At 68.4% G+C, this 15315-nt stretch carries 13 protein-coding genes and 1 pseudogene; 7 read left to right on the top strand and 7 right to left on the bottom strand.

The annotated features are described in order from the left end of the window. Positions 1-229: 229 nt before the first annotated feature. A complete protein-coding gene (locus ACFXJL_RS09745) occupies positions 230-2692 on the bottom strand; it encodes an ABC transporter permease (protein ID WP_384690839.1) in 2463 nt (820 codons plus the stop codon). Beyond that, complete coding sequence (locus ACFXJL_RS09740; RefSeq protein ID WP_384690836.1) at positions 2692-3543, bottom strand: ABC transporter ATP-binding protein; 852 nt, start codon at positions 3541-3543, stop codon at positions 2692-2694. The genes ACFXJL_RS09745 and ACFXJL_RS09740 overlap by 1 nt, the downstream gene beginning before the upstream one ends. A gap of 265 nt (positions 3544-3808) precedes the next feature. On the opposite strand from ACFXJL_RS09740, the gene ACFXJL_RS09735 reads away from it, so the two are divergent. Then, positions 3809-4978 carry a cation:proton antiporter gene (locus ACFXJL_RS09735; RefSeq protein ID WP_358881818.1) on the top strand — a complete coding sequence of 390 codons (1170 nt, stop codon included), beginning with the start codon at positions 3809-3811 and terminating at the stop codon, positions 4976-4978. Here the strand turns inward: ACFXJL_RS09735 and ACFXJL_RS09730 are convergent. Further along, positions 4910-5401: an ATP-binding protein gene (locus tag ACFXJL_RS09730; RefSeq protein WP_358881819.1), complete on the bottom strand. Its 492-nt coding sequence runs from the start codon at positions 5399-5401 to the stop codon at positions 4910-4912. The two genes, ACFXJL_RS09735 and ACFXJL_RS09730, sit on opposite strands and share 69 nt — an antisense overlap. Positions 5402-5514: 113 nt before the next feature. Between ACFXJL_RS09730 and ACFXJL_RS09725 the strand changes: the two genes are divergently transcribed. The 3 genes and pseudogenes from ACFXJL_RS09725 to ACFXJL_RS09715 form a co-directional block, all read left to right on the top strand. Further along, entirely contained in the window at positions 5515-6363 is an 849-nt protein-coding gene (locus ACFXJL_RS09725; protein WP_384643713.1) for a helix-turn-helix domain-containing protein, read from the top strand. Beyond that, entirely contained in the window at positions 6323-6679 is a 357-nt protein-coding gene (locus ACFXJL_RS09720) for a DUF397 domain-containing protein (protein WP_383543704.1), read from the top strand. The genes ACFXJL_RS09725 and ACFXJL_RS09720 overlap by 41 nt, the downstream gene beginning before the upstream one ends. Before the next feature lie 74 nt (positions 6680-6753). Next, positions 6754-6906 (top strand): annotated as a pseudogene (locus tag ACFXJL_RS09715) (transposase); the annotation flags it as partial. A 134-nt stretch (positions 6907-7040) separates the two neighbouring features. Here the strand turns inward: ACFXJL_RS09715 and ACFXJL_RS09710 are convergent. Both ACFXJL_RS09710 and ACFXJL_RS09705 read right to left on the bottom strand, forming a co-directional pair. Then, positions 7041-8072: an SGNH/GDSL hydrolase family protein gene (locus ACFXJL_RS09710; RefSeq protein WP_384690829.1), complete on the bottom strand. Its 1032-nt coding sequence runs from the start codon at positions 8070-8072 to the stop codon at positions 7041-7043. Between the two features lie 626 nt (positions 8073-8698). Continuing rightward, the gene (locus tag ACFXJL_RS09705; protein ID WP_358881822.1) at positions 8699-9844 is read right to left on the bottom strand and encodes a PP2C family protein-serine/threonine phosphatase; all 1146 of its coding nucleotides are present in this window, start codon (positions 9842-9844) and stop codon (positions 8699-8701) included. 548 nt (positions 9845-10392) lie between these two features. Between ACFXJL_RS09705 and ACFXJL_RS09700 the strand changes: the two genes are divergently transcribed. Beyond that, complete coding sequence (locus ACFXJL_RS09700) at positions 10393-11622, top strand: GNAT family N-acetyltransferase (protein ID WP_384690826.1); 1230 nt, start codon at positions 10393-10395, stop codon at positions 11620-11622. A gap of 75 nt (positions 11623-11697) precedes the next feature. Here ACFXJL_RS09700 and ACFXJL_RS09695 read toward each other — a convergent pair whose 3' ends face one another. Continuing rightward, positions 11698-12516: an Fpg/Nei family DNA glycosylase gene (locus ACFXJL_RS09695; RefSeq protein ID WP_384690823.1), complete on the bottom strand. Its 819-nt coding sequence runs from the start codon at positions 12514-12516 to the stop codon at positions 11698-11700. Positions 12517-12656: 140 nt separating this feature from the next. Next, positions 12657-13142, bottom strand: a complete 486-nt coding sequence (locus ACFXJL_RS09690) for a ribose-5-phosphate isomerase (RefSeq protein ID WP_384643706.1) — start codon at positions 13140-13142, stop codon at positions 12657-12659. A gap of 93 nt (positions 13143-13235) precedes the next feature. Here ACFXJL_RS09690 and ACFXJL_RS09685 point away from each other — a divergent pair, with 93 nt between their 5' ends. Both ACFXJL_RS09685 and ACFXJL_RS09680 read left to right on the top strand, forming a co-directional pair. After that, entirely contained in the window at positions 13236-14723 is a 1488-nt protein-coding gene (locus ACFXJL_RS09685; protein WP_358881826.1) for an amino acid permease, read from the top strand. A 145-nt stretch (positions 14724-14868) separates the two neighbouring features. Further along, on the top strand, positions 14869-15144 hold the full coding sequence (locus ACFXJL_RS09680) for a DUF2087 domain-containing protein (protein WP_329018927.1): 276 nt from the start codon (positions 14869-14871) through the stop codon (positions 15142-15144). Positions 15145-15315: the final 171 nt, after the last annotated feature.

Genomic DNA, 15315 nt, shown 5'->3' with positions numbered 1-15315 from the left:
ATGCGTCGCCCTCGCCGCGATCGGACCGGACTCCGCGACCTGGCCGGCGGCGAGACGGGACGGACCAACGCGGAATTTATCGACCTACGACGCTGTGCACCAGGGACTTCGGACCCATTTGTGCCCGGACGGAGGACTTGTGCCGGTCCAGTCAGAGGGCTCGTGCCGCATACGACGAAGTGCCCCGGGAGCCTTGGAGGCTCCCGGGGCACTGAGTGGCGGCCATGGTTCAGCCGGTGTGGTCCCGAAGGGCCGCCCGGGCGGGCAGCGCCGTCGCGGTGAGCCCCAGCAGCGCGATCGCCGCCACGAACGACCCGTACACCAGCGGTGGCACATGGGGCGCCTGTCCGGTGAGGCCGTTCATCATCGGCACCAGTGTGGCCAGCGCGATCGCCGACCCCAGGACCACTCCGGCACCGGTGACCAGGAGCGCTTCCCAACGGATCATGCCCAGCACCTGACGGCGGGTGGAGCCGATCAGTCGGAGCATCCCCAACTCGCGGCGGCGGTCCAGCACGGTCATCACCAGGGTGTTCGCCGCCGCTACGGCTGCGAAGCCACCGAGGATGGCCGCCATGACGCGATTGCCCCAGGCGTTCAGCTCCCGGTCGAGGCTCGCGGCGGTCGCATAGCCGGCGCGGTCGCGGACGGTCCCGAGTTCGGCGAGTGCGCCGGCCGCCTCCGGGGTGCCGCGCACCAGGAGGTCCTGTGCATAGGGAGAGGTGACCCGGCCCTGGAGGTCGGCGGCCGGCAGCGTGATCTCGGCGAAGCCGAGGCCCCTGCCGTACAACGCCACGATCTCCGGCTCGGCGGGCGTTCCGTCGGGCAGACGGATCTGCATCCGATCGCCGACCTTCGCGCCGGTACGGTCCGCCACGACCTGGTCGAGGGCGATCTTCCCCGGGGCGAGCGCTCCCATCGATCCCTTCCGCACATCGAGGTCCTGCACCTTCGCCAGCGCTGCCGGGTCGCCCTGGAGGCCCTGGACCGAAGCGGACTGCCAGGAGGTGTCACCGGCCATCTCCGACGACACCAGAACGGAGGTGCGTACCAGGCCGACGGCCGCCGTGACACCGGGGACGCGTTCGGCCCGCTCGGTGGCGTCCAGCGGCAGCCCACCGGGTGCGCTCACCAGGTGGTCGGCCTTCATTCCGGCGCGCTGCTGCTCCTCGGTCGCTCGGTCGGTACTGGTCTGGAGGAAGATCAGTACGGAGGAGAAGGCCATGGCCAGCACGATCGGGGTCATGGCGGAGGCGAGTCGACGGGCGTTGGTACGGGAGTTGGCGGCGGCCAGGGACGCCGAGGCGCCGGCAGCGCGCAGCGGCAGCCCGAAGAGTCCCGCGCAGACCCGGGCGATCAGCGGCCCGAGCAGGGCGACGGCGAGCATGAAGCACATGACCACGCCGAGGGCGGTGTTGGCCGCGTCCTCCCCGGAGGTGCTGGCCGCCACCCCGGTGAGCGCGATGCCGCCGACCAGGGCGGCGATGCCCAGCGGGGTGCGGATCTTGCCGAAGCGGAGCCGTTCGACGGCGGCGTCGGCGAGTGCCTCACCGGGCTTGATTTTTGCCGGTCGTCGGGCGGCGGCCCAGCCCGCGATCAGGGCGGTGATCAGACAGGTGGCGACCGCGATCGACAGGGGAAGGGGGGAGACGACCAGCTCCACGGCTTCGGGAACGGCGCCCTTCTCCTTCAACTGTCCGAACCACCAGTGCGCCAGGGCAACCCCCGGCACACAGCCCAGCGCTCCGGCGAGCGGGGCGACGAGGAGTGCTTCGGTGGCGATGGTGCGGCGGATCTGGCGCGGGGTCGCGCCGATCGCCCGCAGCAGGGCGAACTCTCGACGGCGCAGCCCCACGGAGAGGGCGACCGTACCGGCGGCGGTGAAGACGGCGACCATGGTGGCGATGCCGCCGAAGGAGGCGCCCAGCGCGATCAGTGTTTCCTTCGCCGTGCCGAGGAGGGGGTCCTCCAAGGTGCCGCGGGTGTCGGCGGTACGGACCTTCGCCTTGCCGTCGACGGCCTGGCGGACCTGTCCTGACAACTCTCCCGCGGAGACCCCGGGCTTGGGGAGTACGGCGATGGCGTCCAGCTTGCCGGGGTGTCCGGACAGCCGTACGGCCTCGGCGGTGTCGAACCACACGCCCGCGCCCTGGACGAGCCCGGAGACTCGGAACTCCCGGGCGCCCACGGGGGTTTCCAGCCGGATCCGGTCGCCGATCTTCGCGCTTCCCTCGCCGAGGACGACATCGCCGGTGCGCGGCGCCGCGCCTCCGGTCAGTTCGGTCCCGGTGAAGGCGGTCGACCCCCAGCCCTGGGCGTTCAGGGCGGCCTCTCCCCGGTTCGGGGCCTGTACGGGGAAGGTCACATCGGGGACGGCCGCTGCCACACCGGGAGCTGCGGCCACGGTCCGTACGAGGGATGCGTCCACCCGGGCCCGGTCGGGAACCTGTACGTATTCGGCCGACTTATCCTCGCCCGAGCCGACGGTGTACCGGATCTGCTGGTCCGCTGCGACCACTACGGGTGCGGCCTCGTAGCGGGTGGGCGGCACGCTGGCGCGAACTCCGGTCTCCAGCATGATCCCGCAGGCGGAGACGATCGCGGCGGTCATCAGCAGGGCGACGAGGGTCCCGATGAACGCGGACGGTTTGAAGCGGATCGCGGCCCGCGCGAGGCCGTTGGGCCCGGACATCAGGCCACCATCCCGGCGTAGGCGTGGGCGGGGGCGGTCAGGGCGCGCATCCGGTCGGCGATCGTGCCCGGGTCGGCACCGGCGAGGCTGTCGACGATCGAGCCGTCGGCGAGGAACAGCACCCGGTCCGCGTAGGCGGCGGCGATCGGGTCATGGGTGACCATGACGACGGTGGCACCGAGGCCGTCCACGGCGGAGCGCAGCAGTTGGAGCACTTCGGATGCGGTGGTGGTGTCCAGTGCCCCGGTGGGCTCGTCCGCGAAGATCACATCGGGCTGGGTGACGAGCGCCCGGGCGAGGGCCACCCGCTGCTGCTGCCCGCCGGAGAGTTCGGAGGGCCTACGGCCTCCCTTGTCCCCCAGACCGACCTGCGCCAGCACCTCGGCGGCGCGGCGCCGGTCGGGCCGTTCACCGGCGAGCCGCACGGGCAGCAGGACGTTCTGTTCGACCGTGAGCGACGGCAGCAGATTGAACGCCTGGAAGACGAAGCCGAGCCGGGTGCGGCGCAACAGGGTGAGCTTGTTCTCGCTCATGCCGGTGATCTCGGTGCCGCCGAGGCGTACCGATCCCTCGGTGGGCCGGTCAAGTCCGGCCGCGCACTGGAGGAAGGTGGACTTGCCCGAGCCGGACGGACCCATGACGGCGGTGAAGGAGCCGTGCGGAAGGACGAGGTCGATGCCGCGGAGTGCGTGGACGGCACCGCGCCGGGTGCCGTACTGACGCCGTACGCCACGGAGTTCGACCGCCGCGGCGCCGCCCTGACCGTAGCCCTGGCCCTGGCCGTGGTCGTGGTCGTAGGCCGCTCCCGCTGCCGCCGACTCGTTCCGCCGCTTGCTGCGCCGCAGCCCCATGATCGTCTCCGTCTTCACTATCCGTGCAGGTCAACGGGGTCGACGCTACGGATCAACGGGCCCCTACAACCATGGCGTTGACCGGCCGATCGAGGGTGGGGATTGCCCCACCACCTCCCGGCGGCAGGCACCCGAGTGCACTCCGCAATAGTTGCAACGTCAATCATTTGGTAAACTAATTACTGACGGTTTCTTGACGCCCTCTTGATGCTCTTGTTTACACAGTGAGGATGAGCCCATCGGACACGCAGACACCCTCATAGCCATGGGCGGCGCCTTCCTCGCAGCCGCCTTCCTCGCCCGCCTCGGTGGCCGCATCGGCCTGCCCACGATCCCCCTGTTCATCCTGGCCGGCATCCTGCTCGGCCCCCATACGCCCGGCATCGTGCTGCTCTCCGACCCGCACGATTTGGAGATGCTCTCGGCCCTCGGCCTGGTCCTCCTCCTCTTCTACCTGGGCCTTGAATTCCATCTGGACGACCTCAAAGCGGGCGGCCGGAAGATGGCCATCGCCGGTGGCGTCTATCTGTTGCTGAACGTCGGAGCCGGCCTCGGCTTCGGCTTCGCGCTCGGTTGGGGTACGGGCGAAGCCCTGGTGCTCGCCGGTGTCCTCGGCATCTCCTCGTCCGCGATCGTGACGAAGGTCCTCGTGGACCTGGGCCGCATCGGCAACCCCGAGACCAAACCCATCCTCGGGATCATCGTGGTCGAGGACATCTTCCTCGCCCTCTACCTCGCCGCCCTCCAACCCATCCTGTCGGGGGCGAACAGCCTGTCGGCCGCCGTGATGGACGGCGGGAAGGCGTTCGGCTTCCTGCTGCTGCTCGCCCTGGCCGCACGGTTCGGCACCAAGGTCATCGGCCGGTTGATGAACACCCCGGACGATGAACTCCTGGTCATCTCCTTCCTGGGCGCGGCCGTGTTCATGGCCGGTGTCTCGGAGTGGTTCGGGGTCGCGGACGCCATCGGCGCCTTCATGGTCGGTCTGATGCTGGGGAGCACGACCTCCGGGGAACGCATCCTCAAACTGGTCCACCCGCTGCGGGACGCCTTCGGCGCCATCTTCTTCTTCGGGTTCGGCCTCTCGATCGACCCGGGCGACCTGCCATCCGTCCTGTGGCCGGTCCTCGCGGCCGTGGCCGTGACCCTCGCCATGAACGTCCTCGCAGGTCTCGCCGCGGCCCGGATCTACGACTTCGGTCCGGGACCGGCAGCCAACATCTCCACCACCCTGCTGGCCCGCGGTGAGTTCGCGCTGATCCTGGCGACGATGGCGGCAGCCGCCGGCCTGGACGACCGTCTCTCGCCGTTCATCGCGGGATACGTCCTGGTCCTGGCCGTACTGGCGCCCATGGTTGCCGGTAGGTCACACCTGCTCGCCCGCTTCCTGCCGAAGGCAAGGAAACCCGAGCCCGTCCCCTCGCAAGTCGGCTGACACCGAAAGCGACTGCGGCGCCTCGCACTCGAACCACACGGTCTTGCCGGTCGGCGTCAGCGGTACGACGCCCCAGCGGTCGGCCAGCGCCGCGATCAGCAGCAACCCGCGCCCGCCCTCGTCGAGTCCTTCGGGATCGACCGGGGCGGGCGTTCGCGGCAACCCGGGCCCTTCGTCGCTGACCTCGATCCGCACCCCCCAGGGCAGCCGCAGCAGCGCGAGCGCACAGTGCCGCCCGGGCACATGGCGTACGACATTGGCCAACAGTTCGGTGAGCCCGAGCCCGACCGTGTCCGCCAAGCCGTCGAGCCCCCAATCGTGAAGGTACGAGCGCGCGATACGGCGAACATGACGGGCGGCATGGTCACCGACAGTGAAGCTCATCCGATAGCTCAGGGATGGCTCCGGGTCGATCAACTGCACGATAACTCCCGATGGTGCACGATTAGTTGGCTCTTTTCCCCTCCTAGACTGCCGCCACACGCTTAGGCTTGACTACCAAAAGTGAGCAACCCTGCCAAACGTTGGGGGCTGGCGTGACTGCTGTTCGAAACCTGGACCCGAGCGCTTCACCGCTCGACTACTACGGCTCGGAATTACGGCGACTGCGCGAAACCGCCGGACTGAGCCAGGCTCAACTCGGATCGATCGTCTTCTGCACCGGCTCGCTCGTGGGCCAGATCGAAACGACGAAGAAGGTCCCGACGCGCGACTTCTCCGAGCGCGTGGACGCGGCCCTCGGCACGGACGGGATGTTCTCCCGACTGGTGGGGCTGGTGCTCCGCAGCCAACTTCCCTCCTGGTTCCAGCCATACGCGGAAATGGAGGCACGCGCCACCTTCATCTCCACGTTCCAGCCACAGTTGGTGTACGGACTCCTTCAGACCGAGGAGTACGCACGAGTCCTCATGAGCGTGGACTGCAAGGACGACCTCGAAGGGAAGGTCGCGGCGCGAATGGAGCGTCAGCGCATCCTGGAACGTCCCAGCCCACCTGCCACCTGGGTGGTGCTCAGCGAGGCCGCACTTCACCAGGAGATCGGTGGCCGGGCAGTGATGCGCAAGCAGCTCTCACGGCTCCTGGAGCTACGGAATCGGCGCTGGCTGAGTGTCCAAGTCCTGCCTTTTGTCGCAGGCGAACACACCGGCTTGGACGGGTCGTTCAACATCCTGCGATTCGGTGACGATCCGGACATCGTCTACACCGAGGACTTCATCCAGGGCCATATGACGGCCAACCCCGAGAGTATCCGAGAGGGTTCGCTCCGTTACGATCGCCTCCAGGCCGCTGCCCTCTCCGTGGGGGATTCAGCGGCGCTGATCGCCCGCGTAATGGAGGAGCGTTATGGGGAGCAACCCGAGTCCGACGAGCGCTCTATGGCGTAAGTCGTCGTACAGCGGAACCACCGGTGGAAACTGCGTCGAGTGCGCGCCTCTGGGCAATGTGGCCTGGCGGAAGTCGACTTACAGCGGCACCACAGGCGGAGACTGCATAGAGTGCGCGCCCCTCGGTTCGGCCAGCTGGCAGAAGTCCTCGCACAGCGGGGCGTCCCAGAGCCAGTGCGTCGAGGTCGCCGCACAGCCCTGCCGTATCGCCGTCCGTGATTCCAAGGACCCGGGCCGTGGGTCCTTCACGGTCGCGCCCGCGGCGTTCGCGGTCTTCACCGAGGCCGCCTCGCGCGGAGCACTCAACCCCGCGTAGGACTTGGGCGGTGTCTCTTTGGTTGGTCGGTCAGTTGATCGGGTGTGTCCGTCCGCTTAGTGATCACTGATGTGATGTGGGACCGGATCGAGCCGCTGATGCCGGCCGATCCGGCCCGCGGGCGACGGCGTGCCGATCACCGCCGCACACTTGAGGCCATCGCGTGGAAGTACCGCACCGGCTCGCCCTGGCGAGACCTGCCAGACGAACTCGGACCATTCCAGACCGCCACATTGCACCTTGCCGCCGTCCTCATCTGGAGCCGCAGATGACCGCGGCCCCAGACCTCGGTCCATCACCTGCACGTTGTCCGCGCGCAGACCCTTCTGCCTTTGGATGACCGGCGGGGTTACGCGCCCCGTTATCGGTTGAGGATCTCCTCGACCTTGTCGGCCACCTGCTTGGCCTGGATGTCGCGGCCCTTCGCGTTGGGATGCGCGTACCAGGGGATCTTGGTACCGAGGAGTTCGAGCTGGGAGTCTTCCAGCAGGCCGCCGATGCCCCGGTCGGCGCCGTCGCACGCCGTGTTGGCGCCGGTGCTGGCGTAGAGGTCGACGAAGTCGGCGCCGCCTTCGGCGTCGGCGGCGGCCTTCTTCATGGCGTCGTTCAGCCGCTTCTGGATCTGGTCCAGGACCGGCAGGGCGTCCTGGGGGACGTCGGCGAATGGCAGCCGTGTCTGACCGGGCGCCGCGGTCAGGCACTTGGTGGTGTCTTCGGGAACGAGCCTGGGGTAGCCGACCAGGACGCGCTTCGCGTCGGGGGCGAAGTAGCCGATGCGCTCCAGTAGCTCCTCCAGCTCCCAACCGACCCGCTCGAACTGACCGTCCAGCCACTGTTTTCCGTCCCCGGTCTCGAAGAACTCACCGCACTTGGCAGCCGGCTCGTCCCCGTCCACCGGGTCTCCCGGCAGGAGAGAGGGGTTCCGGAGCTCGTCGGAACACTGCTTCAGGATGCGGTTGAAACCCAGTGTGTTGCCGCCCATGCTTCCTACGGTCAGCTGGGTGTCCGGCTTGAGCGCGTCCTGTTGCGGCGGGAGCTCGCCGGCGCCGAAGGGCAGCTCCTGCTTCTCCCAGAAGTGGTGGACGAGGGCGCTTCCGCAGGAGACGTCCGACTGGATGTCGAGCGTGATGCCCTTGTCCGCGAGGCTCCGGGTGGCGACGGCGGGATAGTTGTCCGTGGCCTGGAAGCACCAGCCCCGCTCGCTGTCCTGGTTGTTCACGGGAGCGATGCCGAAGTTGGAGGTGTAGGAGTCGCCGAAGAAGACGGTCGGTACGGGGTCGGCGGGCGCAGCGCCGGCGCTTCCCGCCGGGCCGGCGAGCGCCAGGCAACTGCCCAGTGCGACGGTCGCGGCGGTCAGCCGCCGGACCGCCGGGGATTTCGTCGTCTTACGCATGGCCGAAGACATGGCTGTGCCCTTTCGTCGGGGCCCACAAGGAGAGGCGAACGGAGTGGAACACTCCGCATTCATTCATGCGCAGAATGTAATGATCAAGGATTGTGCGTCAAACGGGGCAATTACCGGCCAGCTCCGCGCGTGCATCCATCTCGCCTGTTCAACAGGGGTGCCACGAAGGTACGGCCGACGAGTCCTGATGTGATCACGACCCGATAGAGGAGCAGTCCTGCCCGGCCGCCGCAGCCCGGGAAGCCTGACCGCGCAATGAAAGGGCAAGGATGTCTGACGCGCAGTCGGTCATACGCACAGAGAAGCGTTCATCGAAGGCGAGTCCCGCGGCCAACGCTGTTGCCCCCTGCGCACCTGGCCAAAGTCTGCCGACGGAGAGTCGGACCCCACCCGACCCCTCGCGCCGACTGAAGGGGAAGGGTGTGGCTCTTGATTCGTACGAGATCATTCGGACGCCGGAACTACCGCGCCCCAGGCGGGGCCAGCACCAGCAACACCCCGCCCTCAAGGTGCAGTTGCCGCGCCGCGAGCCGGCGAGTCGCTCCTTCGCCCAGGCGGCGGTTAGTTGCCCAGGGATCAAGAAACGACAGGTGCTCCCTTCAGGGAGACAGCCTTTAGGCGTCCCGGCACAACAACAGCAGTGCCCGGTCGTCGTTGACGTCCTTCGCGACCGTCTCGATGAGATGCCAGGCCGCCCCCTCGAAACCGGAGGAGACATAGCGGTCGGCCTCACCGGTCAGACGGTCCATGCCTTCGCTGAGGTCCTGGCCGGAAGCCTCCACCAGGCCGTCCGTGAAGAGCATCAGCACATCGCCGGGGCGCAGGGAACCCTTCACCGGGTCGAACTGCGCCCCGTCGTACACCCCCAGCAGCGGGCCCTCGCCGGACTTCTCCTCCCACTGGCCGTTGCCCGCGCTGAGCTGGAGCGCCGGGAGGTGGCCAGCGGAGAACAGTTCGTAGTCCCCGGACTCCAGGTCCAGGACGAGATGGATCGAGGTGGCGAAGCCCTCGTCCCAGTTCTGTCTGAGCAGATAGCCGTTGGCCGCATGGAGGAAGCGGTGCGGGGGCAGGGAACCGAGCAGACCGCCGAAGGCGCCGGAGAGCAGCAGGGCGCGCGAAGCCGCGTCCATCCCCTTGCCGGACACATCGGTGAGGACGACTTCGAGCGTCCGGCCGCCGTTGGTGCGGGCCGCGACCACGAAGTCACCGGAGAAGGACTGGCCGCCCGCCGGTCGCAGGGCCATCTCGTGGTGCCAGCCCTTGCGCAGTCTCGGCAGGGCGCTTTGGACGGCGATGCGTTCCCGCAGGTCGAAGAGCATGGTTCCGCCGCGTCTCCAGGGGACGCCGACCCGGGCCCGGAACTGCGCGATCAGCAGTCCGAAGAACCCGCAGGCCGCGACGACGAGGACCGTGCCGGGGGTGACCCGGTCGGGGCCGTCGTCATAGGGGCCGAGGTTGAAGGTCTCCACGATCAGGCCCGCGGCGCAGGCCGCGTACAAGCCGAGCAGGCTCGCCGGACGCAGGATCAACGCGCCCGCGACGATCGGCAGCACCAGTGCGGACGGTGAGATCCACTCGGACTTGGTGATCGTGCCCCAGGTGATGGCCGGGACGGTCAGCAGCAGCCCGGTGAGGGCCACCGTGTCCGAGCCGTCGCCACGGAAGTAGTCGACCGCGGATTTGCGCAGCGCGATTCTGGCCCGGTGGGTCGCCTTGCGCCACCGAGCCCCCAGTGAGTCTGCTGCTCTGCCACGGGCCATTGTCGTGTGACCTTATCGACCCATAGCCCGTTCGTGCAGGGGGACCCCTATGACAATGCGTTCGAAATCGGGTCGCTCTGTCGACGTATCGGTAGATAGTCATGGCATATGACAAGTGCTGTATGGCTCCTACACCCTGACGGACCGAGAGTTATCCACATGCCCTCTGAGCTGGCGTTCTGTCGGCAACGAGGCTGGTCCACCGGGCGGCTGCGAGCTCTATCACAGGAGAGGACTGGTGTCCGATCGAGGCCCGGAAGGGGTGAAATTGCGCCGGAACGACCGCCTCGTACAGTTGGTGGCTGTCGGCGCCACCCAGATGTAATGGTCCAGACCAAACATCGGGCCAGAAGGGCACATGGTAGTTCCGGCCATCGACCGTGCGCTGAAGCGAGGCCGCCGGGCGCGGGCCCGCTGTGATTGATACCACGCCGGCACCGCTCGGCGGGCCCGAAGCCGGTCGACAGCCCGCCCGCACCTGGCCGGGGACCGCCGACACACCGAATATTCGTTCGCCGATCGCGGTCCCTCTTTGTTAGGCATGACGGATGAGCGTTGAGCTGCGAGTCCTGGAAGCGTCCGAGTGGGACCAGTGGTACGAGGGGTTGGAGCAGGCTTTCGGTGGCGTGCGGCAGTCCCAGGAGAAGCGGGACCTCATCAAGGAACTGACCGATCCGGCTCGGTCGATCGGAGCGTGGGACGGTCCGGTGTCCGTGGGCACCGCGGGTTCCTTCGGGTTCGACGTCACGGTGCCCGGTGGGTCGGCGGTCCGCATGGCCGGGGTGACCGAGGTGAGCGTCGCCTCCACCCATCGCCGGCGCGGAATCCTGACCTCCATGATGCGCCGTCAGCTCGATGACCTGCGGGAGTGGGGCGAGCCGCTCGCCATCCTCACCGCGTCCGAACCCGCGATCTACGGCCGCTTCGGCTACGGGACGGCGAGTTGGCAGCTGGTGGCGGAGATCGACACCTCCCGGGTGCGGTTCCCCGAGCCGGAGCGCCCGGACGGCATCACCCTGCGCAAGGTGAAGCCCGCAGACGCCCTCGACATCTGCGAGTCGATCTATGCGCGCAAGGTGCCCGAGCGACCCGGCATGATCGCCCGGCTGCCCGGTTGGGACCATCTCCAGATCATGGACGCATCCGAGGACAAGGCGGGCGCGTCGGACCTCCAGTGCGTCCTCGCCGAGCGCGATGGCGAGACCGTCGGCTACACCCTCTTCCGCAACCGTCCGGCCTGGGACAACGCCGGGCCGAAGGGCTCCCTGCAACTGACCGATCTGTACGCGCTGGACCCCGTGGCGTACGCGGCGCTGTGGCGGTTCCTCGCCGGGATCGATCTGACGTCGTCGATCCGGATGGAGAACCGGCCGGTCGACGACCCCTGGCAGCACCTCGTCTCCGACATCAGGCGCTGCGACGTACGGATCTGGGACGGTCTGTACGTACGGCTCGTCGATGTCGGCACCGCGCTGGCGGCCCGCCCGTACCGCACGGCCCTGGATCTCGTGATCGAGGTGGAAGACGCCTTCTGTCCCTGGAACGAAGGTCGTTGGCGGCTGTCCGGCGACTCCAAGGGCGCGGTCTGCGAGCGGACGGCGGACGCGGCGGACCTGGTGCTGTCCGTACGGGAGTTGGGCGCGGCCTACATGGGCGGCATCTCGCTCGCGGCGCTCGCCGGTGCCGGGCGGGTGCGCGAGGTCCGCGAAGGGGCGCTGGCCGAGGCTTCGACCGCGTTCGGCAGCGATGTGGCGCCCTGGGTGCCGCACAACATCTAGGGAGCGTCCAAGCGGCGCAGACCTCTGTGTCCCCGGCCCGGGAGCGGGCCGGGGACACCCGGCTGTCCGGGCCGGCTAGCCGACCGTGGTCACCTGGCAGCGCGGGCACCAGAAGAGATTGCGCGCCGCGAGATCGGCGGTGCGGATCTCCGTCGAGCAGATGTGGCAGGGCAGTTGGGCCCGGCGATAGACGTACACCTCGCCGCCGTGGTCATCGACGCGCGGCGGGCGTTCCATGGCCTCAGGGGTGTGCTCCGGCCGGACGGTGTCGATGCGGTTGTTGCGTACGCCTTCGTGCATCAGATCCACCAGATCGGCCCAGATCAGATCCCATTCGGCGCGCTTGATGTCCTTGCCCGCGCGGTAGGGGTCGATGTTGTGCCGGAACAGCACCTCGGCGCGGTAGACATTGCCCACCCCCGAGATGATCTTCTGGTCGAGCAGCAGCGCGGCGATGGTGGTGCGCGAGCGGGAGATCCGGGCGAAGGCGCGACCCGAGTCATCGTCGGCCCGCAGCGGGTCCGGGCCGAGGCGGTCGTGTATGGCGGCCTTCTCGCCGTCGGTGATCAGCGCACAGGTGGTCGGGCCGCGCAGATCCATATAGCCGTCGGGGGTCGCGAGGCGCAGCCGGACGGTGTCGGTGGGCGGCGGTGCGGGAGCGTTCCCGAGGTCGACCTTGCCGAAGAGACCGAGATGGATGTGGACCCAGCCGAGCGGGCCGAAGCCGAGGAACAGGTGCTTGCCGTGGGCCTCGGCCGCGTCCATGACCTGGCCGTCGATCAGGGCGGCCGAGTCGGAGAACTTGCCCTGGGGGCTGGTGACGCGCAGGGGCTGATCGAGGAAGCGCTCGCGATGGTCCTGCGCGAGACGGTGGATGGTGTGGCCTTCGGGCACGGAGTCGATCCTTGGTGCTGGTCCGCTGCGGAGACTCCCATTGTGCCCCGAACACGGCCCGCTTCCGTGCGCTCAGCCCTGCGGGGCGGCATGAACAAGCGCCCCTCAGGTGGAACCTGGGGGCGCCGGGGCTGATGGGGTTACGGCTGAGGGTGGTGGGCCGGGATCGGGGGGAGTTCGCCCGTGTTCTCGTACGCCGTCAGCATCTCGATCCGGCGCGTGTGGCGCTCCTCGTTCGAGTACGGCGTGCTGAGGAAGATCTCGACGAACTTCGTCGACTCCTCCAGCGTATGCATTCGGCCACCGACGGCGACCACGTTGGCGTTGTTGTGCTCGCGACCGAGGGCGGCGGTCTGCTCGCTCCAGGCGAGTGCGGCCCGCACGCCCTTCACCTTGTTCGCGGCGATCTGCTCGCCGTTGCCCGACCCGCCGATCACGATGCCGAGGCTGTCCGGGTCGGCGGCCGTACGCTCCGCGGCACGGAGGCAGAACGGCGGGTAGTCGTCCTGGGCGTCATAGATGTGGGGTCCGCAGTCGACGGGGTCATGGCCGTGGGCCCTGAGCCACTCGACGAGGTGGTTCTTGAGTTCGTAGCCAGCATGGTCGGAACCGATGTACACGCGCATGAGGGGAGTGTGGCACGCGAATGAGCGGGTAGCCGTCAGCGGGGTCAGCACCTGAATGCACCGCACACGATTCTCGAACCAAAGGAATCAACCATGACCTCGCAGCAAACCCTTCCAAAAGAAGGTGAGCAGCCGGAAGAGCCTTCACAGTCGCAGTCGTCGGATGAGTTGAAGGCCGGACTGAAGAACCGACATCTTTCCATGATCGCCATCGGCGGGGTGATCGGCGCCGGACTGTTCGTGGGTTCGGGCGCGGGCATCGCAGCCGCCGGGCCCGCCATCCTCCTCTCGTACGCGCTCGTCGGTCTGATGGTCGTCCTCGTGATGCGGATGCTCGGCGAAATGGCCGCCGCGAACCCCGCGTCGGGGTCCTTCTCGGAGTACGCCGACAGGGCGATCGGGCGCTGGGCCGGGTTCTCGATCGGATGGCTCTACTGGTTCTTCTGGGTGGTCGTACTGGCGGTCGAGGCGACCGCCGGAGCGGTGATTCTGGAGGGATGGATTCCAGCCGTTCCCCAGTGGGCCTGGGCGCTGCTCGTGATGGTCGTGCTGACGGCGACCAATTTGGCCTCGGTGGGTTCATATGGTGAATTTGAGTTCTGGTTCGCCGGGATCAAAGTGGTGGCTATCGGGGCATTCGTCGTGATCGGGTTGCTCGCCGTCTTCGGACTGCTGCCCGGTTCGGACAATCCCGGCAAGGGCTTCGCCCATCTCACCGACTCCGGAGGCTTCTTCCCCGAGGGGTACGGGGCGATCCTCACCGGTGTGCTGATGGTCGTCTTCTCCTTCATGGGCAGCGAGATCGTGACCCTCGCGGCCGGAGAGTCGGCCGACCCCCAGCGCGCGGTGCGCAAGGCGACCAACAGCGTGATCTGGCGGATCGCCGTGTTCTACCTCGGTTCGATCTTCGTGGTGCTGACCCTGCTCCCCTGGAACAGCAAGGCCATCACGGAGGACGGCTCGTACATCGCCGCACTGAACTCCATCGGCATCCCCCACGCCGGGCAGATCATGAACTTCATCGTCCTGACGGCCGTCCTGTCCTGTCTGAACTCCGGTCTGTACACGGCCTCGCGGATGGCGTTCTCCCTGGGCAAGCGCGGTGACGCCCCCGGGTCCTTCGCCCGGACGGACAGCCGCGGCGTGCCCCGGGCCGCGATCCTGTCCTCCGTGCTGTTCGGCTTCGTCGCGGTGTTCTTCAACTACCGCTGGCCCGACACGGTCTTCGCTTTCCTGCTGAACTCGTCGGGCGCGGTCGCGCTGTTCGTCTGGCTGGTGATCTGCTGCACGCAGTTGCGGATGCGCCGGATCATCGAGCGGGAGGCCCCGGAGAAGCTGGTCGTCCGCATGTGGCTGTTCCCCTGGCTGACCAGGGTGACGATCGGAATGATCCTCTTCGTGATCGTCTACATGCTCTTCGACGACACCGGACGGGAGCAGATGCTGCTGTCACTGCTGGTCGCGGCGGTCGTGGTGGCCATCGCCGTCTGGCGGGACCGCACCGGGCGCGGTCAGGGAAACCCGCGCGGGAACCCACCGCAGAAGCCGGCACCCGCGGCCGGTGATCCGACCCGCACCTGACGCGGCGCCCTGCCTCGGGGCGGTCGACCGACTGCCCCGAGGTACTGCCGAGGACTGATGAGGACTGCCGAGAACTGCCGGATCGACGCCGTCCGGAGGGAAAACGTGTTGCCCGGGCGGTGTCGCCAAGGCGAGGCTTCGCCGTATGAGTTCTCAACCATCCGCCACGGCCCACGATGTCACCGCCCTGTTCTCACAGGGTCGACTCACCGCCATCCCCCGCAAGACGGCCCGCCGCGAACAGGTGCTGACGCACCTCGCCGAGACGCTGTTCACACCGGAGCGGGAGTACACCGAGCGCGAGGTGAACGAGGCCCTGCTCACCGTGCACGACGACTTCCCCGCGCTGCGCCGCTATCTGGTGACCTCCGGACTGCTGGTGCGCCCGAGGGACGGCAGCAGCTATCGACGGGCCGCTTGAGCACTCGGGCACGGGTGCACGGCTCCGGCCCCGGTTCGACCACCGAGTACGGCACCGGACCACAGGTACGAGCGAGGCGCGGCGGGGGCTACGCCCCCGGGGCGCCCGGGGGTTGTGGACGCGGCGCCCGCTGCCGGGGCCGCGTGGGCGGCCGGGGCGGCCGCGGGGCCG

Source organism: Streptomyces sp. NPDC059256 (assembly GCF_042753785.1).
GTDB lineage: Bacteria > Actinomycetota > Actinomycetes > Streptomycetales > Streptomycetaceae > Streptomyces.
Note: the sequence above shows the minus strand (reverse complement) of the source record. Positions and strands in the feature narration are given on the sequence as shown.

Excerpts from the sequence above, each read along its gene's own strand:
- ACFXJL_RS09745 (WP_384690839.1), bottom strand. The coding sequence starts at position 2,692 with ATGTCCGGGCCCAACGGCCTCGCGCGGGCCGCGATCCGCTTCAAACCG.
- ACFXJL_RS09740 (WP_384690836.1), bottom strand. The coding sequence starts at position 3,543 with ATGGGGCTGCGGCGCAGCAAGCGGCGGAACGAGTCGGCGGCAGCGGGA.
- ACFXJL_RS09735 (WP_358881818.1), top strand. The coding sequence starts at position 3,809 with ATGGGCGGCGCCTTCCTCGCAGCCGCCTTCCTCGCCCGCCTCGGTGGC.
- ACFXJL_RS09720 (WP_383543704.1), top strand. The coding sequence starts at position 6,323 with ATGGGGAGCAACCCGAGTCCGACGAGCGCTCTATGGCGTAAGTCGTCG.
- ACFXJL_RS09710 (WP_384690829.1), bottom strand. The coding sequence starts at position 8,072 with ATGCGTAAGACGACGAAATCCCCGGCGGTCCGGCGGCTGACCGCCGCG.
- ACFXJL_RS09705 (WP_358881822.1), bottom strand. The coding sequence starts at position 9,844 with ATGGCCCGTGGCAGAGCAGCAGACTCACTGGGGGCTCGGTGGCGCAAG.
- ACFXJL_RS09700 (WP_384690826.1), top strand. The coding sequence starts at position 10,393 with ATGAGCGTTGAGCTGCGAGTCCTGGAAGCGTCCGAGTGGGACCAGTGG.
- ACFXJL_RS09690 (WP_384643706.1), bottom strand. The coding sequence starts at position 13,142 with ATGCGCGTGTACATCGGTTCCGACCATGCTGGCTACGAACTCAAGAAC.
- ACFXJL_RS09685 (WP_358881826.1), top strand. The coding sequence starts at position 13,236 with ATGACCTCGCAGCAAACCCTTCCAAAAGAAGGTGAGCAGCCGGAAGAG.
- ACFXJL_RS09680 (WP_329018927.1), top strand. The coding sequence starts at position 14,869 with ATGAGTTCTCAACCATCCGCCACGGCCCACGATGTCACCGCCCTGTTC.